This is a genomic window from Bradyrhizobium sp. BR14999 (genome assembly GCF_056106085.1).
In genome coordinates this window covers 8,605,683-8,631,551 of record NZ_CM148536.1, presented here as the reverse complement: position 1 = coordinate 8,631,551, position 25,869 = coordinate 8,605,683, and the positions used below count along the sequence as shown (strand labels likewise).

Annotated in this window: 28 protein-coding genes; 20 read left to right on the top strand and 8 right to left on the bottom strand. The window is 65.3% G+C overall.

Going from position 1 to position 25,869, the window contains the following annotated elements; translation table 11 throughout:
• Window positions 1-188: 188 nt before the first annotated feature.
• The 10 genes from ACR9YP_RS40290 to ACR9YP_RS40245 all read left to right on the top strand — a co-directional run bounded on the left by ACR9YP_RS40290 (window position 189) and on the right by ACR9YP_RS40245 (window position 7,474).
• Window positions 189-800, top strand: coding sequence for a permease (locus tag ACR9YP_RS40290; RefSeq protein ID WP_474218690.1), 612 nt, complete (start codon window positions 189-191; stop codon window positions 798-800).
• Window positions 797-1,297 carry a hypothetical protein gene (locus ACR9YP_RS40285; RefSeq protein ID WP_130214576.1) on the top strand — a complete coding sequence of 167 codons (501 nt, stop codon included), beginning with the start codon at window positions 797-799 and terminating at the stop codon, window positions 1,295-1,297. Before ACR9YP_RS40290 ends, ACR9YP_RS40285 begins: the two co-directional genes overlap by 4 nt.
• Window positions 1,298-1,340: 43 nt before the next feature.
• Window positions 1,341-1,565, top strand: a complete 225-nt coding sequence (locus ACR9YP_RS40280) for a hypothetical protein (RefSeq protein ID WP_370986471.1) — start codon at window positions 1,341-1,343, stop codon at window positions 1,563-1,565.
• Window positions 1,566-1,567: 2 nt separating this feature from the next.
• Window positions 1,568-2,323, top strand: a complete 756-nt coding sequence (locus ACR9YP_RS40275) for a metal ABC transporter ATP-binding protein (protein ID WP_474218689.1) — start codon at window positions 1,568-1,570, stop codon at window positions 2,321-2,323.
• A 6-nt stretch (window positions 2,324-2,329) separates the two neighbouring features.
• On the top strand, window positions 2,330-3,199 hold the full coding sequence (locus ACR9YP_RS40270) for a metal ABC transporter permease (protein ID WP_370986470.1): 870 nt from the start codon (window positions 2,330-2,332) through the stop codon (window positions 3,197-3,199).
• A gap of 2 nt (window positions 3,200-3,201) precedes the next feature.
• The gene (locus ACR9YP_RS40265; RefSeq protein ID WP_474218688.1) at window positions 3,202-4,065 is read left to right on the top strand and encodes a metal ABC transporter solute-binding protein, Zn/Mn family; all 864 of its coding nucleotides are present in this window, start codon (window positions 3,202-3,204) and stop codon (window positions 4,063-4,065) included.
• 55 nt (window positions 4,066-4,120) lie between these two features.
• Window positions 4,121-5,164, top strand: coding sequence for a CobW family GTP-binding protein (locus tag ACR9YP_RS40260; RefSeq protein ID WP_370986468.1), 1,044 nt, complete (start codon window positions 4,121-4,123; stop codon window positions 5,162-5,164).
• On the top strand, window positions 5,164-6,183 hold the full coding sequence (locus tag ACR9YP_RS40255; protein ID WP_438110580.1) for a WD40 repeat domain-containing protein: 1,020 nt from the start codon (window positions 5,164-5,166) through the stop codon (window positions 6,181-6,183). Before ACR9YP_RS40260 ends, ACR9YP_RS40255 begins: the two co-directional genes overlap by 1 nt.
• Window positions 6,184-6,327: 144 nt before the next feature.
• Window positions 6,328-7,044, top strand: a complete 717-nt coding sequence (locus tag ACR9YP_RS40250; RefSeq protein WP_091892133.1) for an MgtC/SapB family protein — start codon at window positions 6,328-6,330, stop codon at window positions 7,042-7,044.
• A gap of 100 nt (window positions 7,045-7,144) precedes the next feature.
• The gene (locus tag ACR9YP_RS40245) at window positions 7,145-7,474 is read left to right on the top strand and encodes a hypothetical protein (protein WP_370986519.1); all 330 of its coding nucleotides are present in this window, start codon (window positions 7,145-7,147) and stop codon (window positions 7,472-7,474) included.
• A gap of 170 nt (window positions 7,475-7,644) precedes the next feature.
• On the opposite strand, the gene ACR9YP_RS40240 is transcribed toward ACR9YP_RS40245, so the two are convergent.
• The 5 genes from ACR9YP_RS40240 to ACR9YP_RS40220 all read right to left on the bottom strand — a co-directional run bounded on the left by ACR9YP_RS40240 (window position 7,645) and on the right by ACR9YP_RS40220 (window position 12,477).
• Window positions 7,645-9,087 (bottom strand): homospermidine synthase, encoded by a 1,443-nt coding sequence (locus tag ACR9YP_RS40240; protein WP_474218687.1) that lies wholly within the window; start codon window positions 9,085-9,087, stop codon window positions 7,645-7,647.
• Window positions 9,088-9,135: 48 nt separating this feature from the next.
• Window positions 9,136-9,525 carry a RidA family protein gene (locus tag ACR9YP_RS40235; protein WP_370986466.1) on the bottom strand — a complete coding sequence of 130 codons (390 nt, stop codon included), beginning with the start codon at window positions 9,523-9,525 and terminating at the stop codon, window positions 9,136-9,138.
• Between the two features lie 149 nt (window positions 9,526-9,674).
• The gene (locus ACR9YP_RS40230; RefSeq protein WP_370986465.1) at window positions 9,675-10,262 is read right to left on the bottom strand and encodes a GNAT family N-acetyltransferase; all 588 of its coding nucleotides are present in this window, start codon (window positions 10,260-10,262) and stop codon (window positions 9,675-9,677) included.
• 130 nt (window positions 10,263-10,392) lie between these two features.
• Window positions 10,393-11,535 carry a type III PLP-dependent enzyme gene (locus tag ACR9YP_RS40225; protein WP_370986464.1) on the bottom strand — a complete coding sequence of 381 codons (1,143 nt, stop codon included), beginning with the start codon at window positions 11,533-11,535 and terminating at the stop codon, window positions 10,393-10,395.
• Between the two features lie 687 nt (window positions 11,536-12,222).
• Complete coding sequence (locus ACR9YP_RS40220; protein ID WP_091892120.1) at window positions 12,223-12,477, bottom strand: hypothetical protein; 255 nt, start codon at window positions 12,475-12,477, stop codon at window positions 12,223-12,225.
• A 137-nt stretch (window positions 12,478-12,614) separates the two neighbouring features.
• Between ACR9YP_RS40220 and ACR9YP_RS40215 the strand changes: the two genes are divergently transcribed.
• Genes ACR9YP_RS40215 through ACR9YP_RS40200 form a run of 4 tightly spaced genes read left to right on the top strand, consistent with a single transcriptional unit; the run spans window position 12,615 to window position 17,138 of the window.
• Complete coding sequence (locus ACR9YP_RS40215; protein WP_474218686.1) at window positions 12,615-14,696, top strand: M3 family metallopeptidase; 2,082 nt, start codon at window positions 12,615-12,617, stop codon at window positions 14,694-14,696.
• Window positions 14,696-15,343 carry a DUF1007 family protein gene (locus ACR9YP_RS40210; RefSeq protein WP_474218685.1) on the top strand — a complete coding sequence of 216 codons (648 nt, stop codon included), beginning with the start codon at window positions 14,696-14,698 and terminating at the stop codon, window positions 15,341-15,343. The genes ACR9YP_RS40215 and ACR9YP_RS40210 overlap by 1 nt, the downstream gene beginning before the upstream one ends.
• A gap of 23 nt (window positions 15,344-15,366) precedes the next feature.
• Window positions 15,367-15,999 carry a DUF1007 family protein gene (locus ACR9YP_RS40205; protein ID WP_474221205.1) on the top strand — a complete coding sequence of 211 codons (633 nt, stop codon included), beginning with the start codon at window positions 15,367-15,369 and terminating at the stop codon, window positions 15,997-15,999.
• On the top strand, window positions 15,990-17,138 hold the full coding sequence (locus tag ACR9YP_RS40200; RefSeq protein WP_474218684.1) for a nickel/cobalt transporter: 1,149 nt from the start codon (window positions 15,990-15,992) through the stop codon (window positions 17,136-17,138). Before ACR9YP_RS40205 ends, ACR9YP_RS40200 begins: the two co-directional genes overlap by 10 nt.
• A 157-nt stretch (window positions 17,139-17,295) precedes the next feature.
• Here the strand turns inward: ACR9YP_RS40200 and ACR9YP_RS40195 are convergent, their stop codons facing one another.
• Window positions 17,296-17,694: an MAPEG family protein gene (locus ACR9YP_RS40195; RefSeq protein WP_474218683.1), complete on the bottom strand. Its 399-nt coding sequence runs from the start codon at window positions 17,692-17,694 to the stop codon at window positions 17,296-17,298.
• 79 nt (window positions 17,695-17,773) lie between these two features.
• Between ACR9YP_RS40195 and hemH the strand changes: the two genes are divergently transcribed.
• The 4 genes from hemH to ACR9YP_RS40175 all read left to right on the top strand — a co-directional run bounded on the left by hemH (window position 17,774) and on the right by ACR9YP_RS40175 (window position 21,547).
• Window positions 17,774-18,811 (top strand): ferrochelatase, encoded by a 1,038-nt coding sequence (hemH, locus tag ACR9YP_RS40190; RefSeq protein ID WP_474218682.1) that lies wholly within the window; start codon window positions 17,774-17,776, stop codon window positions 18,809-18,811.
• 11 nt (window positions 18,812-18,822) lie between these two features.
• Window positions 18,823-19,800, top strand: coding sequence for an ABC transporter substrate-binding protein (locus ACR9YP_RS40185; RefSeq protein ID WP_474218681.1), 978 nt, complete (start codon window positions 18,823-18,825; stop codon window positions 19,798-19,800).
• Window positions 19,801-20,025: 225 nt separating this feature from the next.
• The gene (locus tag ACR9YP_RS40180) at window positions 20,026-21,030 is read left to right on the top strand and encodes an SPFH domain-containing protein (RefSeq protein ID WP_438105521.1); all 1,005 of its coding nucleotides are present in this window, start codon (window positions 20,026-20,028) and stop codon (window positions 21,028-21,030) included.
• A gap of 73 nt (window positions 21,031-21,103) precedes the next feature.
• On the top strand, window positions 21,104-21,547 hold the full coding sequence (locus tag ACR9YP_RS40175) for an NfeD family protein (RefSeq protein WP_091892100.1): 444 nt from the start codon (window positions 21,104-21,106) through the stop codon (window positions 21,545-21,547).
• A gap of 177 nt (window positions 21,548-21,724) precedes the next feature.
• On the opposite strand, the gene ACR9YP_RS40170 is transcribed toward ACR9YP_RS40175, so the two are convergent.
• Window positions 21,725-22,051 (bottom strand): winged helix-turn-helix transcriptional regulator, encoded by a 327-nt coding sequence (locus ACR9YP_RS40170; RefSeq protein ID WP_474218680.1) that lies wholly within the window; start codon window positions 22,049-22,051, stop codon window positions 21,725-21,727.
• A gap of 71 nt (window positions 22,052-22,122) precedes the next feature.
• Between ACR9YP_RS40170 and ACR9YP_RS40165 the strand changes: the two genes are divergently transcribed.
• Window positions 22,123-22,680, top strand: coding sequence for a carboxymuconolactone decarboxylase family protein (locus tag ACR9YP_RS40165; RefSeq protein WP_474218679.1), 558 nt, complete (start codon window positions 22,123-22,125; stop codon window positions 22,678-22,680).
• Window positions 22,681-22,790: 110 nt separating this feature from the next.
• Here ACR9YP_RS40165 and ACR9YP_RS40160 read toward each other — a convergent pair whose 3' ends face one another.
• A complete protein-coding gene (locus tag ACR9YP_RS40160; protein WP_474218678.1) occupies window positions 22,791-23,798 on the bottom strand; it encodes a KpsF/GutQ family sugar-phosphate isomerase in 1,008 nt (335 codons plus the stop codon).
• Between the two features lie 192 nt (window positions 23,799-23,990).
• On the opposite strand from ACR9YP_RS40160, the gene ACR9YP_RS40155 reads away from it, so the two are divergent.
• Window positions 23,991-25,745, top strand: coding sequence for an outer membrane beta-barrel protein (locus ACR9YP_RS40155; RefSeq protein WP_370986452.1), 1,755 nt, complete (start codon window positions 23,991-23,993; stop codon window positions 25,743-25,745).
• Window positions 25,746-25,869: the final 124 nt, after the last annotated feature.

Sequence of the window (25,869 nt, the reverse complement as noted above, 5' to 3'; positions counted from 1 at the left end):
ATGGATTCCGGGTTCGGCGCTGACGCGCCGCCCGGAATGACAGAGAGGGCGGTCGCGTGCGCGGCCGCCTTTTTGCTGTGCGGAATTGCCCTGCGCGGTGCGCGTATCGGCCTGTGATCGTTCCGTTTGCATCGCATGGGCAGCCCCCTTAAGCAGGACGGGCATCCCCTCGATCCGACCCGAGCCCGTTGTCAGAACCTTCCCCAAAAGACCCGGCGTCTGCCGAGGACGCGGACTCCGAGCCGCGGCCGGGGCGTGCGCGCAAGCCGATCGGCTGGTCGACCATCATTATCGCGGCTCTGGTAGCGGTGAGCGCGGGTCTGGTCTGGCGGCGTGACGGCACCGATGGTGTTCTCGACATTCTCACCCACGACCTCTCGCTGTTCGGCGGCATCCTGCCGCGCGTGCTCGCCGGTTGCCTGCTTGGTGCGTTCATCTCCGAGATCCTGCCGCACGAAAAAGTCTCGCGCTCGCTCGGGCCGAAATCCGGCCTGATGGGGCTTCTGATCGGCACCGCCTTCGGCGCGATCCTGCCCGGCGGTCCCTTCACCGCCTATCCGGTGGCGAGCGCGCTGCTCGCGGTCGGTGCCGATTTCGGCGCCACCATCGCCATGGTCGTCAGCTGGACCCTGATCGGCTACGGCCGGGCGGTGGCCTGGGAAATCCCGATTATGGGCACCGATTTCACGCTGTGGCGGATCGTGATCTCGCTGCCGCTGCCGGTGCTCGCCGGCGCGCTCGGCCGCTTCGTCTATGTCCGGCTCTATCCGAAACAGATCTCGAAGGATGACGAGACGTGAGCGCGGCACTCCTGATCGACATCCTGTTGTGGGGCTCAGTGTTTGGCGTCGGCCTGATCGCCTTCCGCCGCGGCCCTGCCGTGTTCAAGGCTTCGCTGCGCGAAGGCTCGATGGACTTCATCAACATCGTGCCGCGGATTGCACTGGGGGTGATCGGCTCCGGCTACATCGCCGCCATCATCCCGCAGGAGGTGATCACCGGCTGGCTCGGGCCGGACAGCGGCTGGCTTGGGGTCGCGTCTGCCGTGGTCGCTGGTGCCGCCACGCCGGGCGGACCTGTGATCGGCTTCTCCATCGGCACGGTGGCGCTGAAGTCCGGCGGCGGGGTGCCCCAGGTGGTTGCCTATGTCGTCGCCTGGGCCCTGTTCGCCTTCCAGCGGGTGATCCTGTGGGAGATCCCATTCATGCCGGCCCGGTTCGTCTGGTTCCGTTGCGCGGTGTCGGTGCCGTTCCCGTTCGTAGCGGCCGCCATCGCCATGCTGATCGGCCGGCCCTGAGCCCGGCGTGGACAGGCGCAATGTTATAATATAACGTCTTGGCATGGTTCCCGCCGCCTCCCACGCCCATCATCACGACCATTCCCACGACCACGCCCATTCGCACGGGCACGATCACACCCATGCCCATGTCCATGATGCGGCTTCGCCGCATCCGGCCCAGGCGGCGCCGTGGTCGATCCTGCGCATGACCATGGCGGGGCGCCTCGCGGCCGCGCTCACCGTCTGCGCCGCGCTCTGGGGCATGGTCTTCCTGGCGATGAGGTGACCATGGCACAACTAGCCTTCCACAACGTCACGCTCGGCTATGACCGGCATCCGGCCGTGCACCATCTCAATGGCGAGGTCGCACCCGGTGCGCTGGTCGCCGTGATCGGCCCGAACGGCGCCGGCAAGTCGACGCTGCTGCGCGGCATCGTCGGCATCCTCAAGCCGCTCGACGGCAGCATCCATCTCGGCGGCCGCGACAGCAGGGACATCGCCTACCTGCCGCAAAGCGCGGAGATCGACCGCAGCTTTCCGATCTCGGTGTTCGATTTCGTCGGCACCGGGCTGTGGCGCGGGACCGGCCTGTTCGGCGGCATCGGCAAGGCTGCGCGGCAAAAAATCCTGCGCGCAATCGCCGCCGTTGGCCTTAACGGGTTCGAGAACCGCCCGATCGGCACGCTCTCCGGCGGCCAGATGCAGCGCGTGCTGTTCGCGCGGGTGCTGCTCCAGGACGCGAGCCTGATCGTGCTCGACGAGCCCTTCAACGCCATCGACAGCAAGACCACGGCCGATCTGCTCGCGCTGGTGAAGGAGTGGCATGCCGAGGGCCGTACCGTGCTGGCCGCGCTGCATGACATGGAGATGGTGCGCACCCATTTCAGCGAGACGCTGGTGCTGGCGCGCGGCCCCGTGGCCTGGGGGCCGACGGCCGAGGTGCTGACGCCGGAAAATTTGATGGTCGCGATGCGGATGTGCGAGGCCTTCGACGACAGCGCGGCGGCCTGCGCGGCCGACGACGGGCGTTCGCAGGCGGCGTGATCGCAAATGGCCTATGACGCGCTGATCGGTCCGTTCACCGAATTCGAGTTCATGCGGCGGGCACTCGCCGCCGTGATCGCGCTGTCGCTGGCAGGCGCGCCGATCGGCGTGTTCCTGATGCTGCGGCGGATGAGCCTCGTCGGCGATGCAATGGCGCATGCGATCCTGCCGGGCGCCGCCGTCGGCTTCCTGCTCTCCGGGCTCAACCTATTCGCGATGACCGCCGGCGGCCTGATCGCCGGCTTTGCGGTCGCGATCCTTGCCGGTGTGGTCGCACGCTCGACCGGGCTGAAGGAGGACGCTTCGCTGGCCACCTTCTATTTGGCCTCGCTCGCGCTCGGCGTCACCATCGTTTCGATCAAGGGTACCAATATCGACCTGCTGCATGTGCTGTTCGGCAACATCCTCGCGATGGACGACCAGACGCTGCTGGTGGTGGCCTTCAACGCCACGGTGACGCTGCTCGTGCTCGCCGTGATCTTCCGCCCGCTGGTGATCGAGAGCGTCGATCCCTTGTTCCTGCGCACCGTCAGCCGCGCCGGGGGACCTGCGCATCTCGCCTTCCTCGCGCTCGTCGTGATCAACCTCGTCAACGGCTTTCAGGCACTCGGCACGCTGCTTGCGGTCGGCCTCATGATCCTGCCGGCCGGCATTGCGCGGTTCTGGTCGCGCGATCTCACGGCCATGATCTGCATCGCGGTCGTCGCTGCCGCCGCCTCGGGCTATGCCGGCCTCGTGCTCTCGTTCCAGACCCGCGTGCCGTCGGGCCCCGCGATCATTCTCGTAGCGACGGTGCTCTACGTGGTCTCTGTCCTGTTCGGCCGCGTCGGCGGTATCGTCCGGCAATTGTTTCCCGGCCGGCATCTGGAAGCGTGACGATGCGGCTCATCCTGCTTTGTGCGCTGTTGCTGATCGCCTCGCCGCTGCACGCCGCCGAGCGGCTCAACGTGGTCGCGAGCTTCTCGATCCTCGCCGATTTCGTCCACAATGTCGGGGGTGAGCGGATCAATCTGACCACGCTGGTCGGCGCCGACAGCGATGTCCATATCTACACGCCCGCACCGAGCGATGCGAAGCGGATCGCGGATGCAAAGCTCGTCATCGTCAACGGGTTAGGTCTCGAAGGGTGGCTGCCGCGCCTCGTGCAGTCCTCGGGCAGCAAGGCGACGGTCGTGACTGCGAGCGCCGGTATCACGCCCCTGAAATTAGGTTCGGCCGCCGATCCCCATGCCTGGCAGTCCATCCCCAACGCCAAGGTCTATGTCACCGACATCGCTGATGCGCTCGCCGCGGCCGCCCCGGATGACGCAGATGTCTTCCGCGCCCAGGCCAAAGCCTATTTGGAAAAGCTCGAAACCCTCGACCGTGAGGTCCGCGAGGCCGTAGCCAAAATCCCCGTGGAGCGGCGCAAGGTGATCTCCACCCACGAAGCCTTCGGCTATTTTTCCGCCGAATATGGTATCCAGTTCATCGCCCCCTTGGGTGTCTCCACGGAGACCGAACCCAGCGCGCGCGACATCGCCGCGATCATCGGCCAGATCAAGGTCCAAAAAATCCCGGCCGTGTTCCTGGAAAATATCAGCGACGACCGGCTGATCCGGCGGATCGCGGCCGAGACCGGGGCAAAGGTCGGCGGGACCTTGATTTCCGACGGTTTGACCGGCGAAAAGGGGCCTGCACCCACTTACATTGACATGGTCAGGCACAATATAAAGGCCCTGACCAGCGCGCTTGACCACTAGGGCAGGGGCCACCCCGCCTCGCGTCGCGCGAAAAGCCTTAAAGTCCGGAGTTGTTATGTCTGAAGCGACTGCCCCAAAAATTCCCGTGACCGTACTGACCGGCTATCTCGGCGCCGGCAAGACCACGCTTTTGAACCGCATCCTGTCGGAAAACCACGGCAAGAAATACGCCGTCATCGTCAACGAATTCGGCGAGATCGGCATCGACAACGACCTCATCATCGGCGCCGATGAGGAAGTGTTCGAGATGAACAACGGCTGCATCTGCTGCACCGTGCGCGGCGACCTCGTGCGCATCATGGACGGCTTGATGAAGCGCAAGGGCAAGTTCGACGCCATCATCGTCGAGACCACCGGCCTTGCCGATCCGGCGCCGGTCGCCCAGACCTTCTTCGTCGACGAGGACGTGCAGAAGAACGCCCGCCTCGATGCGGTGGTCACGGTTGCCGATGCCAAATGGTTGTCCGACCGGCTCAAGGACGCGCCCGAGGCCAAGAACCAGATCGCCTTTGCCGACGTGATCGTGCTGAACAAGACCGATCTGGTCAACAAAGGCGAGCTCGCCGAGGTCGAGGCCCGCATCCGCGGCATCAACCCCTATGCGAAGCTGCATCGCACCGAGCGCTGCTCGGTGGCGCTGGCCGACGTGCTCGATCGCGGCGCGTTCGACCTCGACCGCATCCTCGACATCGAGCCCGATTTCCTGGAGGCCGATGATCATGACCACGACCATGATCACCATGGCCACGACCATCACCATCACCATGATCACGGCCATGGCCTGAAGCACTATCACGACGAGGACATGCAATCGCTAGCGCTGAAGACCGACAAGCCGCTCGATCCCAACGTGTTCATGCCCTGGCTCCAGAACCTGGTGCAGATCGAGGGCGGCAAGATCCTGCGCTCCAAGGGCATCCTCGCCTTTCACGACGATGACGACCGCTACGTCTTCCAGGGCGTCCACATGATGCTGGAGGGCAACCACCAGCGGAAGTGGAAGGAGGGCGAGTCGCGCGAGAGCCGCCTCATCTTCATCGGCCGCGAACTGCCGGAAGAAGCCATCCGTAAAGGCTTCGAGAGCTGCATCGTCTCGTGATGAAAGAGTTTACGCCGGCTCCCGACTCCGCCTCGATCGTTTCCGTCACCGACCGCGTCAAGCCGGTCGCGCTCGGCATGGCCGTGACGTCAGCGCATTTCCTCGCCGATCGGGCCGCCTTCGTCGGCGGCGAGGAGAATGTCGCGCTGGTCGATGCCAAGGGCGAGATCAGCAAGGTCGCCGTGCATAGCGGCGGCATCCTCTCGACCGCCTCCGACGGCAAGCGCCTCGTCATGGGCGGCGACGACGGCAAGGTCGTGTCGCTCGACGCCAAGGGCGAGGTGACACTGCTCGCCACTGATCCGAAGCGGCGCTGGATCGACGCGGTGGCGCTGCATCCAGATGGCGCCTTCGCCTGGTCGGCCGGCAAGACGGCGACCGTCAAGAGCGGCAAGAACGAGGAGAAGTCGATCGAGGTGCCCTCGACCGTCGGCGGGCTTGCGTTCGCGCCGAAAGGCCTGCGGCTCGCGATCGCGCATTACAACGGCGCGACGCTGTGGTTTCCCAACATGGCTGCTACGGCCGAATTCCTGCCCTGGGCCGGCTCGCATCTCGGCGTCACCTTCAGCCCGGACAACAAATTCCTGGTCACTGCGATGCACGAGGCGGCGCTGCACGGCTGGCGGCTCGCCGACAACAGGCACATGCGCATGACCGGCTATCCCGGCCGCGTCCGCTCGATGTCCTGGAGCGCGGGCGGCAAGGCGCTGGCGACCTCGGGCGCCGACACCGTGATCCTGTGGCCGTTCGCCGGCAAGGACGGTCCGATGGGCAAGGAGCCCGCGATGCTCGCGCCGCTGCAGGCGCGCGTGGCGGTGGTGGCCTGCCACCCCAAGAACGACATCCTCGCCGCCGGCTACAGCGACGGCACCGTGCTGCTGGTGCGGCTGGAGGACGGCGCGGAGATCCTGGTCCGCCGCAACGGCACCCCGCCGGTCGCCGGACTCGCCTGGAACGCCAAGGGCACGCTGCTGGCGTTCGCGGATGAAAATGGGGACGGCGGCCTGCTGGAGCTTTAATTCGTCATCGTTACGGCCGTAGGGTGGGCAAAGGCGCCCTTGCGCCGTGCCCACCATCTCTCCGCGAAACAAAGGTGGTGGGCACGTCGCGCGAAGAGCGCGCCTTTGCCCACCCTACCGCATCCTCAATGGCGGCGCGAATACATGCGGTTTCTGACGACATTCCAGATTGCCGACTTTGCGGACACGCTGATCAGCCTGTTTACGGCCTTTGTGCTGGGGACGCTGATCGGCGCCGAGCGACAGTATCGCCAGCGCACGGCGGGCCTGCGCACCAACGTGCTGGTCGCGGTCGGCGCCGCCGCCTTCGTCGATCTCGCCATGCATCTGGATGGCGCAGACGGCGCGGTGCGAGTGATCTCCTATGTCGTATCCGGCATCGGCTTCCTCGGCGCCGGTGTCATCATGAAGCAGGGCATGGACGTGCGCGGGCTCAATACGGCCGCGACGCTGTGGGCCTCGGCCGCGGTCGGCTCCTGTGCCGGCGCCGACATGGTCGCGCAAGCCGCGGTGCTGACCGTGTTCGTCATCGCCGGCAACACGCTGCTGCGCCCGCTGGTCAATGCCATCAACCGCATTCCGCTGAATGAGCGGGCACTGGAGGCGACCTACTACTTCAAGCTGGCGGTCGCGGCCGACGCGCTGCCTGACATGCGCGACCGCCTCGTCGAGAGGTTGGAAGCCGCGAAATATTCGGTCGCTGATATCGATGTGGCCGAGATCGGCGACGACATCCTGGAGATCGTCGCAAAGCTGGTTGCGACCGCGGTCGATCCGAACGAACTGAACGCAGTGGCGACGGACCTCCAGCACCTTCCGGGCGTGCGCCACGCCACCTGGGAAGTCAGCACCACGGATTGAGCGCGGCGTTCTGGCGCGCCGGTGTGCGGTTCCCACCTTGCCGGCTCGGAACCCGCGCGCGGCCATTTCGTTGATCCCACGGACAAATGCGGTGATCGACATGACAGGCAATGACAAGCGCAGACTGAAGCTCGACCTGATGATCGCCTGCTCGCTGTTCGCAGCAGGCGTCGTGGTGTCGGGCCTGTCGCTGGCGCAGATTCGCGCCGAGAGCCGGCTGCAGATGGCGCAGGCAACGCCACCGCTCCAGGGCACCCCGTCCGACGATCAGAGCAAGACGCCCGCCGAGTCCAAGCCCGGCGGTGATCGCCCGACCACGCCGGCCCCCGAGCCCGCACGGCCCGATCCTCAGACGCAGGGCGCGGCGACCAAGCCCACGCTGCCGCCCGCTCCAGCCGAGAAGGTCGCGCCGCCGATTGAGAAGAAGTAGTTTGCGGCCGCCCTCCTAGCCACGGCACTCGGTGTCATCACCCGCGAAAGCGGGTGATCCAGTATTCCAGAGACGGAGCGTGGATACGGAGAAGCCGCGACGTACTGGATGCCCCGGCAAAGCCATTGCCAAGCCGGGGCATGACAGTGGTGCTTTAGGGCGAGACGCCCTCACCGCACCAGAATATTCCGGAACTGCCAGGGATCGCTCGTATCGATATCTTCCGGGAATAGTCCCGGGCGATCCGTCAGCGGCGTCCAGTCGGTGTAGAAGCCCTTCACCGGGCCGAGATAAGGCAGCTGGATTTCCAGCAGACGGTCGAAATCCATCTCGTCGGCTTCGACGATGCCTTCGTTCGGGTTCTCCAGCGCCCACACCATGCCGCCGAGCACGGCGGAGGTCACTTGCAGGCCGGTGGCGTTCTGGTAGGGCGCGAGCCTGCGGGTCTCTTCGATGGAGAGCTGCGAGCCGTACCAGTAGGCATTGTTGTCGTGGCCGAACAGCAGCACGCCGAGCTCGTCGATGCCATCGACGATTTCGTTCTCATCGAGGATGTGGTGCTTTTCCTGCATCTTCGCCGCGCGGCCGAACATTTCATGCAGCGACAGTACGGCATCGTCGGCCGGATGGTAGGCATAGTGGCAGGTCGGCCGGTAGATCGCCGTGCCCGATGCGTCACGCACCGTGAAGTAGTCGGAGATCGAGATCGACTCGTTGTGGGTGACGAGGAAGCCATACTGCGCGCCGCGGGTCGGGCACCATGTGCGCACGCGCGTGTTGGCGCCGGGCTGCATCAGATAGATGGCGGCGCCGCAGCCGGCTTCGTGGGTCCGCGCATTCTCGGGCATCCATTTTTCGTGGGTGCCCCAACCGAGTTCGGACGGCTGCACGCCTTCCGACAGAAAGCCTTCCACCGACCAGGTGTTGACGAAGACGTCGGGCTCCTTCGGCTTCTTGGAGCGCTGGGTGTCGCGTTCGGCGATGTGGATGCCCTTGACGCCGGCTTGCCGCATCAGGTCCGCCCATTCGGCTTTGGTCTTCGGCTTGGGGGCATTGAGCTTCAGATCCGCGGCGACATTGAGCAGCGCCTGCTTGACGAAAAAGGAGACCATGCCGGGATTGGCGCCACAGCAGGAGACGGCCGTCGTCGAGCCCTTAGGCCGCGCTTTCTTGGCGGCCAGCGTCACTTCGCGAAGGGCGTAGTTGGAGCGCGCTTCCGGGCCCTTCGAAGCGTCGAAATAGAAGCCGAGCCAGGGCTCGTTGACCGTGTCGATGTAGAGCGCGCCAAGTTCGTTGCAGAGCTCCATGATGTCGGTGGAGCCGGTGTCGACTGAGAGATTGACGCAAAAGCCCTGGCCGCCGCCTTCGGTGAGCAGCGGGGTCAGCAACTCCCGATAATTGTCCTTGGTCACGCCCTTCTGGATGAAGCGGACATTGTGCTTCTCGCAATGCGCCTTGCGGCCCTCATCCTTGGGATCGATCACGGTGACGCGCGACTTGTCGTAATCGAGATGCCGCTCGATCAGCGGCAACGTGCCTTTGCCGATGGAGCCGAAGCCGACCATGACGATGGGACCGGTGATCTTCGCGTAGATCTGCGAGGCGGGACTCATGGGATGGTTTCTCCGGAACGTGCTGGCAGACAATGGGTGAGGGGTGGATCAGGCGCTACGCCGCTTGGCGGTGACTTCGATCTCGACCTTCATCTCGGGCTTGTAGAGCGCTGAGACGGCGATCAGCGTTGCAGCCGGGCGGATGTCTCCGAGGACTTCGCCGCAGACGGCGAAATGCGCGTCTGCATCTTTGATGTCGGTGAGGTAATAGGTCACGCGGACGATATCGGCCATCTCGAATCCGCCCTCCTTCAGGGCAGCTTCGATGGTCTTGAAGCAGTTGCGTGACTGGCTCGTGACATCGACCGGCATTGTCATGGTCGTGTAGTCATAGCCGGTGGTTCCTGCGACGAAGGCGAATTCGCCATCGATCACGGCGCGGCTGTAGCCGGCGGTCTTCTCGAACGGGGAGCCGGTGGAAATCAGGCGACGGGACATGCTCTCGGACCTCGACTGAAGGGGGATGTTTCGCGGGGTTAAAGGGCGTTTCTCGGGCCCGCGCAACCCCAAAGGAACAGGCATCAAGTCAGGCGCAGCCGGGGACGGCCGCTGGATGCGGCGTCGGTCGTTGCCATCATGGCAATCCCTTAGGCCGCGTGCGCCTGGAGAGCGCGAACCGCCCTCCGTTTGGGCAGGGCCGCTCCGGTCGGAACGATCATCCCTTCGGCGCCATCGAGCGCGCCTTCCGCGAACTCGATCGCCAGCAGCCGGTCGCGCTCGAACGGGCCGGGCAGCGACAGCGCGCCGGTCTTGTCGGCCGAGAAGCCGAAGCGCGCGTAGTAGGGGGCATCGCCGAGCAGGATCACCGCAGCATGCCCGCGCGCCCGGGCGGCGGCCAGCGCTTGATGCATCAGCGCGGCGCCGATCCCGAGCTCGCGGCAGGCAGGGTCGACCGCCAGCGGTCCGAGGACCAGAGCGGGCCTGCCTCCGGCGCTGACGTGCCACAGCCGCACGGTTCCCACGAGTTGTCCCTCGCGCACGGCCGACAGGGCAAGGCCTGCGGCAGGCGCGCGTCCGTCGCGCAGGCGCTGGCAGGTGCGGCCATGGCGGTTCTCGCCAAAGCAGGCATCTAGCAGCGCTTCACGCATCGCGACGTCGCCAGCACGCTCGCTGCGGATCGCAAACGGAGCGGCTTTCGAGGTGAGGGCGATCTGTGGCTTCCGAGGAGCAGTCATGGCGCGTCAGTCCCCGCTTGAACCGACGTGAGCGAGCACGCCGGTCCAAGACGTCGTCAGAAATCGAAATGTGAGGGAGGAGCCGGCAGGGCCGGCTCCCGGGTTCGTCAGGCCTCGAAAGAGAGGCGGATCAGATGTGGTAGGTCTTCAGCGGCGGGATGCCGTTGAACGCCACCGACGAGTAGGTCGACGTATAGGCTCCGGTGCCTTCGATCAGCACCTTGTCGCCGATCTCAAGCGTCACGGGAAGCGGATATGGGGTCTTCTCGTACAGCACGTCGGCGCTGTCGCAGGTCGGCCCCGCGAGCACGCACGGCGTCATGTCCGCGCTGTCGTGACGGGTGCGGATGGCGTACCGGATCGACTCGTCCATGGTCTCGGCGAGGCCGCCGAACTTGCCGATGTCCAGGTACACCCAGCGCACCTCGTCCTCGTCGCTCTTCTTCGAGATGAGCACGACCTCGGATTCGATGATGCCGGCGTTGCCCACCATGCCGCGGCCCGGCTCGATGATGGTCTCCGGGATCTGGTTGCCGAAGTGCTTGCGCAGCGCGCGGAAGATCGACCGGCCGTAGGTCACGACCGGTGGCACGTCCTTCAGGTACTTGGTCGGGAAGCCGCCGCCCATGTTGACCATGGACAGGTTGATGCCGCGCTCGGCGCAGTCGCGGAACACCTGCGAGGCCATCGCCAGCGCACGGTCCCATGCCTTCACCTTGCGCTGCTGCGAGCCGACATGGAAGGAGATGCCGTACGGCTCCAAGCGGAGGCGCTTGGCGAGGTCGAGCACCTCGACCGCCATTTCCGGATCGCAGCCGAACTTGCGCGACAGCGGCCATTCGGCGCCGGCGCAGTCATAGAGGATGCGGCAGAACACCTTCGCACCGGGGGCGGCACGGGCGACCTTCTCGACCTCGGCGGCGCAGTCCACGGCGAACAGCCGAATGCCGAGCGCGAAGGCGCGCGCGATGTCGCGCTCCTTCTTGATCGTGTTGCCGAAGGAGATGCGATCCGGCGTCGCACCCGCGGCCAGCGCCATCTCGATCTCGGCGACGGTCGCGGTGTCGAAGCAGGAGCCCATGGAGGCGAGCAGGGCCAGCACTTCCGGCGCCGGGTTCGCCTTGACGGCGTAGAACACGCGGCTGTCGGGCAGTGCCTTGGCGAAGCTCTGGTAATTGTCGCGCACGACCTCGAGGTCGACGACGAGGCACGGCTCGGTGTCGAGGCCATCCTTGCGGCGATTGCGCAGGAATTCCTGGATACGTTCGGTCATAGCACTCTCCAAAGCGGCCCCAGCGACGGAGCTCGTTCAAAGTGGTTCTCGGACGAGGGTGCTACGCCGCTGCCGCACGATGGAGACGCGACAGGGCAAGACCCCTGGACCGAATTGTGCTGCCGTGGATTGGTTGGGAGTTTTCCCGCCCGCACACCTGGCAATGAAGGACAAGCCTTTTCAGTAGCCCGCGCCGGCGTTGGACTGCCGGTAGAGACCAAAAAAGCCCGATCCGTCGTTGCTTTAAGTCGCGTCCCCCGTTGAGAGCGGGGTGCGCCGGTTCGCCTCCGGCTGCCAGTCACGGTTGCAAAAAGTGAAGTCACCTTCGACATGGCATCTCTTGAGAGAGATGCTGGACGCTCCGGGTCTGCTTCATCTTTGGACCTTCAGGTCTTGCGACCTTCGGTCTTTTGACTTCCGCACTTCCGAAGAGCCCCTCGGCTTCTTCACCCCTTGGCGGCTGTCCGGCCTCTTGTCCGGATACCTACCGACTGACACACGACCACAGGCACGTGCGAAATTGGGCAAATCCGCACATAAGCGTTTTGACTCTGCTTCGCAAGAATTTTTTTAGGCTGAGAACAGAATTGCCTAACACCTGCTTGCGCAGCGTTGCGCGAGCGACGCGGAAGATGAACGCGCGTTAAGTTTTCTGCGCAGCGCGCGTGTCTCGCGCGCGACGAAGCGTCAGCGGCGCTTCGTGAACGGCTCGACGCGCTGAGCTCCGCGGATGAACGCGGTCATCACCAGCACGCCCAGTGTGAACAGCACGGCCTGAAGGATGTGCGCGCCCTGGTCGCCGAGCCCGAACAGGATCGCGAGCGCCCAGCCGCCGGCAAACGCCGCGCCGAACACCTCCGCGCCAATCAGGATGGCGGCGCTGATGACGGTGATGACGCTCGGCCAGGCGATCTGGCGGGAAGAGGAGGCAGGCGCGTTCATGAGCTCAGGGATCCCGTGTCTTCGAGGGCCGCAATCTCCCCGAAAAGGCGGCCGGGAGCAAGGGCAAACGGCCCAAAAAAGCCCCATCGCGTGCTATAGCTGGCTGCAACAAATTGGCTCAAAAATCGGGACTTGTGATGTCAGAACTGCGCCAAACTACGGACGCCGAGACCAACCCGCTGCTGAGGGCCTGGGTGACGCCGTTCGCGACCCCGCCTTTCGACGAGATCAAGCCGGAGCACTTCCTCCCGGCCTACGAGCAGGCCTTCGCCGATCACTCCGCCGAGATCGCGGCGATCACCAACGATCCAGCCGCGCCCGACTTCGCCAACACCATCACGGCGCTGGAGCGCTCAGGCAAGCTCTTGAGCAAGGTCGCGGCGGTCTTCTACGATCTCGTCTCGGCGCATTCCAACCCGGCCATCCTGGAGATCGACAAGGAGGTCTCCTTGCGGATGGCACGGCACTGGAATCCGATCATGATGAACGCCGTGCTGTTTGGCCGCATCGCCCAGCTGCACGAGAACCGCGCCAATCTCGGTCTCACGCCCGAGCAGCTGCGCCTGTTGGAGCGCACCTACACCCGCTTCCACCGTTCCGGCGCCGGCCTCTCCGACGAGGCCAAGACGCGGATGGCGGAGATCAACGAGAGGCTCGCCCAGCTCGGCACCAGCTTCAGCCATCACCTGCTTGGCGACGAGCAGGACTGGGTCCTGGAGCTCGGCGAGGCCGACCGCCAGGGCCTGCCGGAGAGCTTTGTCGCCGGTGCCAAGGCTGCGGCAGAAGAGCGCGGCATGGAAGGCAAAGCCATCGTCACGCTGTCGCGCTCGTCGGTCGAACAGTTCCTGAAGAGCTCGGCGCGGCGCGACCTGCGCGAGAAGGTCTACAAGGCCTTCACTGCGCGGGGCGACAACGGCAACGCCAACGACAACAACGCAACCATCGTCGAGATCCTGAAGCTGCGCGAAGAGAGCGCCAAGCTCCTGGGCTACCCGACCTTCGCCGCCTACCGGCTCGAAGATTCCATGGCCAAGACGCCGGAAGCGGTGCGGGGCCTTTTGGAGCGGGTCTGGAAGCCGGCGAGGACGCGCGCGCTCGCTGACCGCGACGACATGCAGGCGCTGATCGCGGAAGAGGGCGGCAATTTCAAGCTCGCCCCCTGGGACTGGCGTTTCTACGCCGAGAAGCTGCGCCTTCAGCGCGCCAATTTCGACGACGCCGCGATCAAGCCCTATCTGTCGCTCGACCACATGATCGCCGCCGCCTTCGACTGCGCCACGCGCCTGTTCGGCATCACCTTCGAGGAGCGTAAGGATGTTCCGGTCTGGCACCCGGACGTCCGGGTCTGGGAGGTGAAGGGCAGGGACGGCAAGCACAAGGCGCTGTTCTATGGCGACTACTTCGCCCGGCCCTCGAAGCGCTCCGGCGCGTGGATGACCTCGCTGCGCGACCAGCAAAAGCTCGACGGCGACGTCGCGCCGCTGGTTCTCAACATCTGCAATTTTGCCAAGGGAGCCGGCGGCGAGCCTTCACTGCTGTCGCCCGACGACGCCCGCACCCTGTTCCACGAGTTCGGCCACGGCCTGCACGGCATGCTCTCCAACGTCACCTACCCCTCGCTGTCGGGCACCTCAGTGTTCACCGACTTCGTCGAGCTGCCGTCCCAGCTCTACGAGCACTGGCAGGAGCGGCCCGAGGTGCTGCAGAAGTTCGCTCGCCACCACCAGACCGGCGAGCCCCTGCCGGAGGACCTCCTGCAACGCTTCCTCGCCGCGCGAAAATTCAACCAGGGTTTTGCCACGGTCGAGTTCGTCTCCTCGGCGCTGGTCGATCTCGAATTCCACACCCAGCCGGCGTCCGCCGCGCACGACGTGCGCGCCTTCGAGAAGAAGGAGCTGGAGAAGATCGGCATGCCCGAGGAAATCTCGCTACGTCACCGTCCCACGCAATTCGGCCACATCTTCACCGGCGATCATTATGCCGCCGGCTACTACAGCTACATGTGGTCGGAGGTGATGGACGCCGACGCCTTCGGCGCGTTCGAGGAGGTCGGCGACATCTTCGATCCCGCGGTCGCCAAGCGCCTGCACGACGACATCTACGCCTCGGGCGGCTCGGTCGATCCGGAGGCCGCCTATGAGGCTTTCCGCGGCCGCCCGCCCGAGCCCGACGCGCTGCTGCGCCGCCGCGGCCTGCTCGACGACGCCAAGGCGGCCTGATGAGCATGCGCCGCCTGTTCGGATGGCTGCTTGCCGCCGCGATGACGCTCGTGGCGGGCGCGGCGCGCGCGCATCCGCATGTCTGGATCACCGCGACCAGCGAGCTGCTCTACGCCGAAGACGGCAGCGTCACTGGCCTCCGCCACGCCTGGACCTTTGACGACGCATTCTCGGCCAATGCTGTGCAGGGGCTTGGGGGGAAGTCTAAGGCCGCCTATACCCGCGAGGAGCTGGCGCCGTTGGCGCAGACCCAGGTCGAGTCGCTGAAGGATAACGCCTACTTCACCTTCTTGAGGGTAAACGAGAGGCTCCCGTTTGCAGAGCCGGTCGATTACTTCTTCGATTACAAGGACGACCACCTCACTCTGCATTTCACGCTGCCGCTGAAAACGCCTGTGAAGGCAAAGGCTGTTCGCCTGACTATTTTCGATCGTTCCTTTTTTATCGATTTTCGATTGGAAAAAGAGCATCCGCTCAAACTCGTCGGTGCGCCAGCCGGTTGTGAGGTATGGCTGCGGCGGTCAGCGGGCGACGACCGGGACCGCAAGCTGGTGCAGGATGCGAGCGAGGATACCTTCAAGGAGGGCGGCGCGAACGTCGCTGTCGGCCTGTTGTTCATCGTCCCGATCGAGGTGGAGTGCCCATGATCTTGCCGGTTCGGATGCCTCCGATGCGCCGCCTGTTCGGATGGCTGGTCGCCGCTGCGGTGACGTTCGCCGCGCCCGCAGCGAGCGCGCATCCGCATGTCTGGATCACCGCGACCAGCGAACTGCTCTACGCACCGGATGGCAGCGTCACCGGTGTCCGTCACGCCTGGACCTTTGACGACATGTTCTCGGCCTATGCGGTGCAGGGGCTCGAGAGCAAGACCAAGGGCGCCTATACGCGCGAGGAGCTCGGGCCGCTGGCGCAGACCAATGTCGAGTCGCTCAAGGAATACGCCTACTTCACCTTTGCGCGAGCCGACGGCAAGAAGGAGCGATTCCAGGAGCCGGTCGACTATTTCCTCGACTACAAGGATACGGTGCTGACCCTCCACTTCACGCTGCCGCTGAAGGCCCCGGTCAGGCCCAAGCAGCTGGTGCTCGAAGTGTTCGACCGCTCCTTCTTCATCGACTTCCAGATGGCCAAGGACAATCCGGTGAAGCTGGTCGGTGCGCCCGCCGGCTGCCAGATGAAGCTGGAGCGGCCGAATGACGGCACCGCGAGTGCGCAGAAGCTCAACGAGCAGACCTTCCTGAACGGCGAGAATTCGAATTTCGGCATGATGTTCGCCAACAAGATCACGGTGGATTGCCCTTGATCGGTCGTCTTCAATCTCCGCTCGCGCGCGGGCTGCTCACCTGTGCGGCGGTCGTCGTCGTGTTGGGCATGGCTGATGCTGCGCTCCACGATCTCTTCGCGCAAAATAATCCTTTTGGTGCGCCGCGGCCGGCTCAGGCGGCCGAGCCCGAGGCCGGCGGCCTGATCGGCTGGCTGCTGGCAAAGCAGTCGGAATTCTATCGCCAGATGTCGTCGACCATCCGCGCCGCGAAGTCGGACGGCTCGGCGGTGTGGACGCTGCTCTTCATCTCGTTTGCCTATGGCATCTTCCACGCCGCCGGCCCCGGCCATGGCAAGGCGGTGATCGCCTCTTATCTCGTCGCCAACCGCGAAACCGCGCGGCGCGGCATCGCGCTGTCGTTTGCCTCGGCGCTGATGCAGTCGCTGATCGCGATCCTGATCGTCGGCATATCGGCCTGGGTGCTGAATGCGACGGCCAAGACCATGTGCAAGGCCGAAGGCGCGATCGAGATCGCGAGCTATGGCCTGATCGCGCTGTTCGGCCTGAGGCTCGTCTGGGTCAAGGGCGGTGCGTTCATCCGCGCGCTCCAGGCGACGCGCCCGGTGCCGGCGATTGTGGGCGTGCCGCATGACCACCATGGCCACGGCCATCACCATCATCATGATGCCCACGACCATCATGGCCACGATCATCATCACAACGATCACACTCACACTCACGCCCACGCCCACGCCCATCACCACCACGGGCACGACCACGTCCATGACGAGCATTGCGGCCACTCCCACGGTCCGACCCCGAGCGGGCTCGCCGGCCCCGGCGGCTGGCGGCGCGGTTTTGCCGCGATCCTCACCGTCGGTATCCGCCCGTGCTCGGGGGCGATCCTGGTGCTGGTGTTCGCGCTCGCTCAGGGCCTGTTCTGGGCCGGCATCGCCGCGACTTTCCTGATGGGATTGGGCACAGCGATCACGGTCGCGGCCATCGCAATCGTCGCCGTCTCCGCCAAAGACATCGCCGCCCGCCTCAGCGCCGGGCGCGATGGCGGCGGCGCGCTGTTCATGCGCGGCATCGAATTCGGCGCCGCCGGCCTGGTATTGCTGTTCGGCGTCGGCCTGTTGTTCGGCTACATCGCCGCCGAACGGACGACGTGTTTTTGAGCTTTTTCTCCCTCTCCCCTTGCGGGAGAGGGTGGCTCGCCGCGTAGCGGCGAGACGGGTGAGGGGTCTGTCTCCTCACGTACAGTCTTGCGAATGGATAGAACCCCTCATCCGGCGCTTCGCGCCACCTTCTCCCGCAAGGGGAGAAGGAAGAAAGTCACACCGGCAGAAACCGCTTCAAGGCCGGCATGAAGAAGATCCCGAGATTGATCGCAAAGCCGATGCTCCAGAGGATCGAGCGCAGCGTCGGCCGGTTGCCGAGATAGGTCAGCACATAGGCGACCCGCACGATCAGGAACAGCGCCGCGAGCTCATCGATCAGCCGCTGCGGCGAATCCCTGTATTCGGCGAGCAGCACCGCAAAGGCGAAGAAGGGGAACGTCTCGATGCCGTTCTGATGCGCGCCGAGAGCACGCTGCGCGATGGCATCCGCACAGAAGGCGGGGTCGCGCGGCCGGGAATTGTCGAACGTGCGAAACCTGATCCATTTGATCGAGGCGATCGTCGAGAGATAAAGCAGCAGCGCTCCCAGGACGCACCATTCCGCGAGTGTCATCTTCCCTCCCGTGGGTAGCGACCCTAGCGAAACCGGCCTCATCTTGACAAGTTCAGACCAACGCGCGAGGCACAGAGCCATGACCAGCGTCGTCCCCGTCGAAAGCGCGAAACCGGCCGCCCAATCCGCCCTGCCGCGCGTCGGCGTACTCCTGATCAATCTCGGCACGCCCGACACGGCCGATGCGCCCGGCGTGCGGGTCTATCTGAAGGAGTTCCTCTCGGATGCCCGCGTCATCGAGGACCAGGGCCTGGTCTGGAAGCTGGTGCTGAACGGGATCATCCTGCGCACCCGTCCCCGCACCAAGGCGCTGGACTACCGCAAGATCTGGAACAATGAGCGCAACGAGTCGCCGCTGAAGACCATCACGCGCTCGCAAGCCGACAAGCTCGCGGTCGTGCTGTCAGATCACGGTCATGTGGTCGTGGACTGGGCGATGCGCTACGGCAATCCCTCGATCAAAGCGGGCATCGATGCGCTGATCGCGAAGGGCTGCGAGCGCATCCTCGCCGTGCCGCTCTATCCGCAATATTCCGCCTCGACCTCGGCGACGGTCTGCGACGAGGTGTTCCGCGTGCTCGCCCGCCTACGTAACCAGCCGACGCTGCGGGTGACGCCGCCTTATTACGAGGACGCGGCCTATATCGAGGCGCTCGCGACCTCGATCGAGACGCATCTGGCGAGCCTGCCGTTCAAGCCGGAGCTGATCGTCGCCTCCTTCCACGGCATGCCGAAATCCTATGTCGACAAGGGCGATCCCTATCAGCAGCACTGCATCGCCACGACGGAGGCGCTGCGCCGCCGGCTCGGCATGGACGAGACAAAGCTGCTGCTGACCTTCCAGTCGCGTTTCGGCAATGACGAGTGGCTCCAGCCGTATACGGATAAGACCATGGAGCGTCTGGCGAAAGACGGCGTGCGCCGCATCGCGGTGGTGACGCCGGGCTTTTCCGCCGACTGCCTGGAGACGCTGGAGGAGATCGCGCAGGAGAACGCCGAGATTTTCAAGCACAATGGCGGCGAGCAGTTTTCCGCGATCCCCTGCCTCAACGATAGCGAGCCTGGCCTGGACGTGATCCGCGCTCTCGTGCTGCGCGAGCTTCAGGGCTGGATTTGATGATGTGCCCCATGAATCGCCGCGAATGTCTGGCGCTTCTTGGGATGATTGCGGCGCTGCCGGCCTCAGTGCGGGCGCAGCAGCCAGATGCGATGCGCCGGCTCGGCGTGCTCTCGGTCACGGCCGCTGAGGATGCGATCGGGCAGGCCCGCAGCACCATCCTGGTCGAGGCGCTCGCCGGTCATGGCTGGAAGGAGCGCGATAATCTGCGGATCGACTGGCGCAGCGGCGGCGGTGACCGGGCGCGGATCGCGCGCCTCGCGGACGAGCTGGTCGCGCTCAAGCCCGACATCCTGCTCGCGGTCGGCACGCCCTCGGTGGAGGAGCTGCGCCAGCGCACCGCGACGATCCCGATCGTGTTCGCCGTCGTCACCGATCCTGTCAGCCAGGGTTTTGTCAAAAACCTCGCCCATCCCGGCGGCAACGTCACCGGCTTCACCGACTACGACGGCCCGCTTGCCGGCAAATGGCTGGAGATGCTGACGCAGGTCACGCCGCCCGTCCGCCGCGTCTTCGTCGTCTACAACCCCGCCACCGCGCCGTTCGCGCCCCTGATGCTGCGCACCATCGAAGAGGCGGCGCGGACGCTCCATGTGACCATCGAGCCCGCGCCGGTGAACGACGCCGGCTCGATCGCCGCCCTGGCCTCGCGGAAGGACGGCGGCCTCTTGGTCCTGCCGGACTTCTTCGCCATGGCCAACCGCGCAGATTTGCTTGCGGCGATCGCGGAGGCGCGCGTGCCCGCGGTGTTCTGGAGCCACACCTTCGTCGAGGAGGGCGGGCTGATGTCCTACAGCACCGACAGCGCCGAGCAGCTGCGCCGCGCGGCTTCCTACATCGATCGTATCCTCAAGGGCGCGCCGGCGGCCGATCTGCCGGTCCAGAATCCCACCAAGTTCGAGCTGACGATCAATCTGAAGACGGCCAAAGCGCTTGGCGTCACGCTTCCCGCAGGCCTGCTCGCAATCGCGGACGACGTCATCGAATGAAGCCGGCGGCGGACGGCATGGCCGGATTCGTTAATATTTGTCGGTAGGTCTGCGCCGCTCGCTTTCAAGAGCCTTCCGCAAATACATATCGTGAGCATTCCCTCTCCGCGTGTCTTGTGCAGAATCGCGCTGATGCCGACGTTACCCGCGACCGCTGAACCGGTGGGGTCGCGATCCCGACCAATGACAGCGCGGGAAAGGGCTTTTTCCTGCCTTGGAGGACATATGAGCGGTTTCGACATTTTCGCGATTGTTCTGGTTTTGCTCGTCATCGTCACGCTGGTGGCCGGCGTGAAGACGGTGCCGCAGGGCTATGACTGGACCATCGAACGGTTCGGCAAATACACCCAGACCTTGAGCCCCGGGCTCAATCTGATCGTGCCCTATTTCGACCGCGTCGGGCGCAAGATCAACATGATGGAGCAGGTGATCGACATTCCCGAGCAGGAGGTGATCACCAAGGACAACGCCACGGTGACGGTGGACGGTGTCGCCTTCTACCAGGTGTTCGATGCCGCCAAGGCGAGCTACGAAGTCGCCAACCTCAACCAGGCGATCACGGTCCTGACCATGACCAACATCCGCTCAGTGATGGGCTCGATGGACCTCGACCAGGTGTTGTCGCATCGCGACGAGATCAACGAGCGCCTGCTCCGCGTCGTCGACGCCGCGGTCTCGCCCTGGGGCGTCAAGGTCAACCGTATCGAGATCAAGGACATCGTGCCGCCGGCCGACCTCGTCGAAGCCATGGGCCGGCAGATGAAGGCCGAGCGCGTCAAGCGCGCCGACATCCTCGCCGCCGAAGGCCAGCGCCAGTCGGAAATCCTGCGCGCCGAGGGTGCCAAGCAGGGCCAGATCCTGCAAGCCGAGGGCCGCCGCGAGGCCGCCTTCCGCGATGCCGAAGCGCGCGAGCGTCTGGCCGAAGCCGAGGCCAAGGCGACGCAGGCCGTCTCGGAAGCCATCTCCAAGGGCGACGTCGCCGCGTTGAACTATTTCATCGCCGACAAATATATCAAGGCGTTCGGCCAGTTCGCGGACGCGCCGAACCAGAAGATCATCATGCTGCCGATGGAAGCCACCAGCATGCTCGGCTCGCTCGCCGGCATCGGCGAGATCGCCAAGGCGACGTTCGGCGAGAGTGCAGCGTCCGCCGCCGCCGCGGCTCGCCGTCCCGGCTCAGTGCCGCCGACCGGCGGCACGCCGCCGGCGGTGCCGCCGCGGCAGGGGTAAAGCGCATGCCCCGGAAAAGTGGACACCGGTTTTCCGACAAGGGCATGCGCCAATATTATAGAGAGATCGTGTCATGACCGACATGTTCGCATCGCTTGGCAGCTGGAATTGGCTGATCTTCGGCTTCATTCTGATGGCGCTGGAGGTGCTGGCGCCCGGCGTGTTCCTGTTCTGGCTCGGGCTCGCCGCGTTGCTGGTCGGCCTGATCTCATTCGCTGTTGCCGTGTCCTGGCAGATCCAGCTCGTGATGTTCGCGGTCTTCGCTGCCGCCGCCGTGCCGGTGTGGCGCCGCCTCGCTCGGCCGAAGCCGGACGCAAGCACGAGCCCGTTCCTGAACAAGCGCACCGAGGCGCTTCTCGGGCGCGAGTTCACGCTGGAGAAGCCGATCATCGACGGCAGTGGCACCGTGCGTATCGGTGACACGGTCTGGCGTGTTGCCGGCCCGGATACACCGGCGGGGACAAGGGTGAAGGTGGTGCAGGTGGACGGCGCGAATTTGACGGTGGCAGCGGCATAGCGCTCTTACCCTACCCTGGAGGGGGAGGGTCGATCGCGCGTAGCGCGAGCGGGGTGGGGTGATCTCTCTACTCGGGCACCGCTTCTGTGGAGAGACCGTCACCCCACCCCGTCTCACATTTCGCTGCGCTTCATGTGAGCCGACCCTCCCCCTCCAGGGGAGGGTAAGCGAGAAGCTCTACCTCCTCCACCTCTCCGCAAACTTGTGCAGCGGCATGAACGTCTCGCACAATTCTCGCCCCAGCGGCGTCAGCCCATAGCCTCCGGCCTCGCCCAGCTCCACGAATCCCGCCTCGCGCAGCTCGCTCAGCCGCGCCTGCAGCACCGTCGGCGAAGCTTCGTCGCAGGCGGAGCGCAAGCCGCGGGAGGTGAGGGGGCCGCCGCGCAATTCCCACAGAATCCGCAGGCTCCAGCGCCGCCCCAGGAGGTCGAGCAGCGCCATGATCGGCCGCCCGGTGCGCGAGCCGCGCACGCTGCGCGATCTGGTAGTGGCCTGCTTCGACATCGTCGCCTCTTGCGTCATGCTACAGATAATGTAGCGTTTTGCTACAATAATTGTAGCAAAGGAGACGGCCCATGTCCCAGCCGATGCCGCGTCTGGCGCCGCTTGATCCGCCTTATCCCCCGGAGATCCAGGCGCAGTTCGACCGCATCATGCGCGGCGCCCCGCCGCTGCTGCTGTTCCGGGTGATGGCAGGCCACGGCCGCGCCTGGGACAAGTTTCGCGCCGGCGGCCTGCTCGATCCCGGCCCGCTCGCGCTGCGCCAACGCGAGATCGTCATCGACCGTACCTGCGCGCTGAACCAATGCGAGTACGAATGGGGCGTGCATGTCGCGATCTTTGCGGGGCCGGCAAAGCTCACCGAGGATGAATTACGCGCGACCGTGCTGGGCGATGCGACGTCGCCGTGCTGGTCGGTGGCCGAGCAGGCGCTGATCGCCGCCGTCGACGCGCTGCATCACCGTGCGACGTTGGATGAGGCCGAGTTTGCCGCGCTGTCGGCGCATTACGACGAGGCGCAGATCCTGGAGATCATGCTGTTGTGCGGCTTCTACCGCACGGTGTCGTATCTGGCGAACGGTTTAAGGCTGCCGTTGGAGGAGCATGCGGCGCGGTTTCCGGCACCGCTCTAACCGCCGTCATTGCGAGGAGCTCTTGCGACGAAGCAATCCAGAATCTTTCCGCGGAGAGATCCTGGATTGCTTCGCTGCGCTCGCAATGACGAGTGGAGAGAGTGTGCGCCCTACGCAACGCCCGCCCGCAACAGATCGTGCAGATGCACGATACCGACCACCTTGTCGGCCTCGGTGACGACCAGCGTGGTGATCTTGCGCGTGTTCAGCACCTCGATCATCTCGGTCGCGAGCATCGAGGGCGGCACCGTCTTCGGCTCCCTCGTCATGATCTCGTCGACCGTCGCGGTCAGCAGGTCGGGGCGCATGTGGCGGCGCAGGTCGCCGTCGGTGATGATGCCTGCGATGGCGCCTGCATCGTTGACGATGCAGACGCAGCCCAGTCCCTTGGCCGACATCTCGACCACGGCGTCCGACATCTTGGTGCCGAGCGGCTTGACCGGAATTTCCGTGCCGGTGCGCATGTAGTCGCGGACGAATTTCAGCATAGCCCCCAGCTTGCCGCCGGGGTGGAAATGCGCGAACTCCAGCGCAGTGAAGCCGCGGCCTTCGAGCAGCGCGATCGCGATGGCGTCGCCGATCGCGGCCTGCATCAGCGTCGAGGTGGTGGGCGCCAGATTGTGCGGGCAGGCTTCGCGCGCCTTCGGCAGCTCGATCACGAGATCGGCGGCTTGTCCCAGCGAGGACGCCGCGTTCGAGGTCACCGCGATCATGGGAATCGCGAACCTCGCCGAATAATTCACGAGGTTCTTCATCTCCGGCTGCTCGCCGGACCAGGACAGCGCCATGATGACATCGTCGGGCGTGATCATGCCGAGATCGCCATGGCCGGCTTCGGCTGTGTGCACGAAGAAGGCGGGCGTGCCGGTCGAGGCCAGCGTCGCCGCGATCTTGCGGCCCATATGGCCTGACTTGCCGAGCCCGGTGACGATGACGCGGCCCTTGGCGTTGCGGATCAGGTCGACCGCTCTCGCAAATGCCGCACCCAGCGGGCCGCGCAGGGCGGCGGCAAGCGCGTTGATGCCGCCGCTCTCCGTCTCCAGCGTGCGGAGCGCGGATTCGACGCTATCAGGGATGGAGCCGGATGATGCGGTCATCAGCGGTTTCGAACTCGGCATGTTCAGGTCCAGGGAGGAGGGGCGTTCGCCCGTTGGCGCCTGCTTAGCACGCCGCGGCCGTGGAGGCGACGCGGCCCCCGAACCCCTCAACGGGTCATTAACCATAATTGTTTTAACTCCATTAACGATGGTTCCCGCCAACCGATGGGAGGCCGTCGTGAAAGTGTTTGATTTCGTTGGAGTTCTTCCATCGTGGGGTCGTCTCCAGGCATCGGCCGGAGCAAACGCGCGCATTTCCTGCGCGCCGCTTTGCCGTGCCTCATGCTGACGGCCTTCGAGAGCGCGCCGGCGGGCGCCCAGAGCCTCACGCCTGACCTGTTCAATCCCAACCGCGGCGGCTTCGCCTCGCCCGAGACGCTGCCGACGCGCCGCACCGCCGGCGTGCCGCAGGCGCCGTCGGATGCGCTGCCGACGCTGCCCGATCCCAACGATCCGCGCAGGCGCCAGCAGCCGCCGGCAGCTCCGCGCGCCGGCCAAGGCTCGAGCAATCCGGTCCCGACCTACGGCCTGCCCGCCGCCAACGGCGCGAGCGGCTCCGGCTACGACTCGCTCAACCGCAAACGGCAGCAACCGAAGCTCTATCCCGGACAGCCCAAGCCGAAGCGCCCGGTCGGTCCCGGCTCAAAGGTAGCGCCGGCAACGCCGGAGCGAACGCTCGCCCCGCCGCGCATCGCGCCGCCGCCGTCCGAGACCGCGCACAGGACGCCGGTGCCGCCGGCGATGGCGGGCAACGTGCCCGGCCAGCCGCTGCGCCGTCGTCTCAAGCTGGATGAGGATCCGTTCGGCGCGGTCGGCGACTATGCCGGCAGCTTCCTGATCAAGGGCGGGCTAGAACTGTCTACCGGCTACGACACCAACCCCGCGCGCCTCAACAAGCCGGTCGGCTCGCCAGCCTATGTGGTCGCGCCTGATCTCCTCGTGGTGTCCGACTGGGAGCGCCACGCGCTGGTTGCTGATCTGCGCGGCTCGTTCTCGGGCTACACCAACAACATGCCGGCGACGATCAACGGCTTCCCTTCGCCGTCGCCGGTCGAGGTCGACCGCCCCGATTTCACCGGCCATGTCGACGGCCGCGTCGACGTCACCCGCGATTTCAAGCTGACCTCGCAACTCCGCCTGCGGCTCGCCACCGACAATCCCGGCAGCCCGAACGTGCAGGCCGGCCTGCAGAAATACCCTGTCTACGCCGCCTACGGCGCCACCGTCGGCTTCGACCAGACTTTCAATCGCTTCCAGGTCGCGGCTGGCGCCACCGTCGATCGCACCGCCTACACCGATTCAAAGCTCACCGACGGCTCGACCTCTGCCAATACCGATCGCGACTTCAATCAGTATGGCGGCGTGGGGCGGTTCTCCTACGATCTGAAGCCGGGCCTCAAGCCGTTCGTGGAAATCCAGGGCGACACCCGCGTCCACGACCAGGCCGCCGACCGCAACGGCTACTTCCGCGATTCAAACGGCGGCTATGCCAAGGTCGGCTCGTCCTTCGAGTTCTCGCGCATCCTCACCGGCGAAATCTCGGTCGGCTATTCCGCGCGCAACTATGTCGACCCGCGCCTCAGCCAGCTCTCGGGCTTCCTCACCACGGGCTCGTTGATCTGGAATGCGAGCGGCCTCACCACGGTGAAGTTCTTCACCGACACGCAGATCGCCGAGACCACGATTCCCGGCTCTTCCGGCGTCCTGGTGCGCACCTATTCGGCCGAGGTCGACCACGACTTCCGCCGCTGGCTCACCGCCGTCGGCAAGTTCACCTACGGCACGCTCGACTATCAGAACCAGAATCGCAACGACAAGACCTACTCGCTCGAGAGCAATCTGATCTACAAGCTCAACCGCAACATCTGGATCAAGGGCACGCTGCGCCACGACATTCTGGATTCGAATGTCGCGGGGGCAAGCTCATCGGGAACGGTGGTGATGCTGGGGGTGAGGCTGCAGAATTAGGCGGCGCGTGGCCCGGTGGTCATCGGCGCTGCCAAGCTCTCAGTCGTCGTCCTGGCGAAAGCCAGGACCCATTACCCCAAGGAGTGGTTTGGCGACGACTGGTCGTTCGGGATGAGTACCGTCT

Excerpts from the sequence above, each read along its gene's own strand:
- ACR9YP_RS40280 (WP_370986471.1), top strand. The coding sequence starts at position 1,341 with ATGGTTCCCGCCGCCTCCCACGCCCATCATCACGACCATTCCCACGAC.
- ACR9YP_RS40240 (WP_474218687.1), bottom strand. The coding sequence starts at position 9,087 with ATGAGTCCCGCCTCGCAGATCTACGCGAAGATCACCGGTCCCATCGTC.
- ACR9YP_RS40160 (WP_474218678.1), bottom strand. The coding sequence starts at position 23,798 with ATGCCGAGTTCGAAACCGCTGATGACCGCATCATCCGGCTCCATCCCT.
- ACR9YP_RS40195 (WP_474218683.1), bottom strand. The coding sequence starts at position 17,694 with ATGACACTCGCGGAATGGTGCGTCCTGGGAGCGCTGCTGCTTTATCTC.
- ACR9YP_RS40215 (WP_474218686.1), top strand. The coding sequence starts at position 12,615 with ATGTCAGAACTGCGCCAAACTACGGACGCCGAGACCAACCCGCTGCTG.
- ACR9YP_RS40275 (WP_474218689.1), top strand. The coding sequence starts at position 1,568 with ATGGCACAACTAGCCTTCCACAACGTCACGCTCGGCTATGACCGGCAT.
- ACR9YP_RS40185 (WP_474218681.1), top strand. The coding sequence starts at position 18,823 with ATGAATCGCCGCGAATGTCTGGCGCTTCTTGGGATGATTGCGGCGCTG.
- ACR9YP_RS40260 (WP_370986468.1), top strand. The coding sequence starts at position 4,121 with ATGTCTGAAGCGACTGCCCCAAAAATTCCCGTGACCGTACTGACCGGC.
- ACR9YP_RS40250 (WP_091892133.1), top strand. The coding sequence starts at position 6,328 with ATGCGGTTTCTGACGACATTCCAGATTGCCGACTTTGCGGACACGCTG.
- ACR9YP_RS40205 (WP_474221205.1), top strand. The coding sequence starts at position 15,367 with ATGCGCCGCCTGTTCGGATGGCTGGTCGCCGCTGCGGTGACGTTCGCC.
- ACR9YP_RS40230 (WP_370986465.1), bottom strand. The coding sequence starts at position 10,262 with ATGACTGCTCCTCGGAAGCCACAGATCGCCCTCACCTCGAAAGCCGCT.
- ACR9YP_RS40225 (WP_370986464.1), bottom strand. The coding sequence starts at position 11,535 with ATGACCGAACGTATCCAGGAATTCCTGCGCAATCGCCGCAAGGATGGC.
- ACR9YP_RS40245 (WP_370986519.1), top strand. The coding sequence starts at position 7,145 with ATGACAGGCAATGACAAGCGCAGACTGAAGCTCGACCTGATGATCGCC.
- ACR9YP_RS40165 (WP_474218679.1), top strand. The coding sequence starts at position 22,123 with ATGTCCCAGCCGATGCCGCGTCTGGCGCCGCTTGATCCGCCTTATCCC.
- ACR9YP_RS40210 (WP_474218685.1), top strand. The coding sequence starts at position 14,696 with ATGAGCATGCGCCGCCTGTTCGGATGGCTGCTTGCCGCCGCGATGACG.
- ACR9YP_RS40170 (WP_474218680.1), bottom strand. The coding sequence starts at position 22,051 with ATGTCGAAGCAGGCCACTACCAGATCGCGCAGCGTGCGCGGCTCGCGC.
- ACR9YP_RS40175 (WP_091892100.1), top strand. The coding sequence starts at position 21,104 with ATGACCGACATGTTCGCATCGCTTGGCAGCTGGAATTGGCTGATCTTC.
- hemH (WP_474218682.1), top strand. The coding sequence starts at position 17,774 with ATGACCAGCGTCGTCCCCGTCGAAAGCGCGAAACCGGCCGCCCAATCC.
- ACR9YP_RS40265 (WP_474218688.1), top strand. The coding sequence starts at position 3,202 with ATGCGGCTCATCCTGCTTTGTGCGCTGTTGCTGATCGCCTCGCCGCTG.
- ACR9YP_RS40255 (WP_438110580.1), top strand. The coding sequence starts at position 5,164 with ATGAAAGAGTTTACGCCGGCTCCCGACTCCGCCTCGATCGTTTCCGTC.
- ACR9YP_RS40270 (WP_370986470.1), top strand. The coding sequence starts at position 2,330 with ATGGCCTATGACGCGCTGATCGGTCCGTTCACCGAATTCGAGTTCATG.
- ACR9YP_RS40180 (WP_438105521.1), top strand. The coding sequence starts at position 20,026 with ATGAGCGGTTTCGACATTTTCGCGATTGTTCTGGTTTTGCTCGTCATC.
- ACR9YP_RS40235 (WP_370986466.1), bottom strand. The coding sequence starts at position 9,525 with ATGTCCCGTCGCCTGATTTCCACCGGCTCCCCGTTCGAGAAGACCGCC.
- ACR9YP_RS40220 (WP_091892120.1), bottom strand. The coding sequence starts at position 12,477 with ATGAACGCGCCTGCCTCCTCTTCCCGCCAGATCGCCTGGCCGAGCGTC.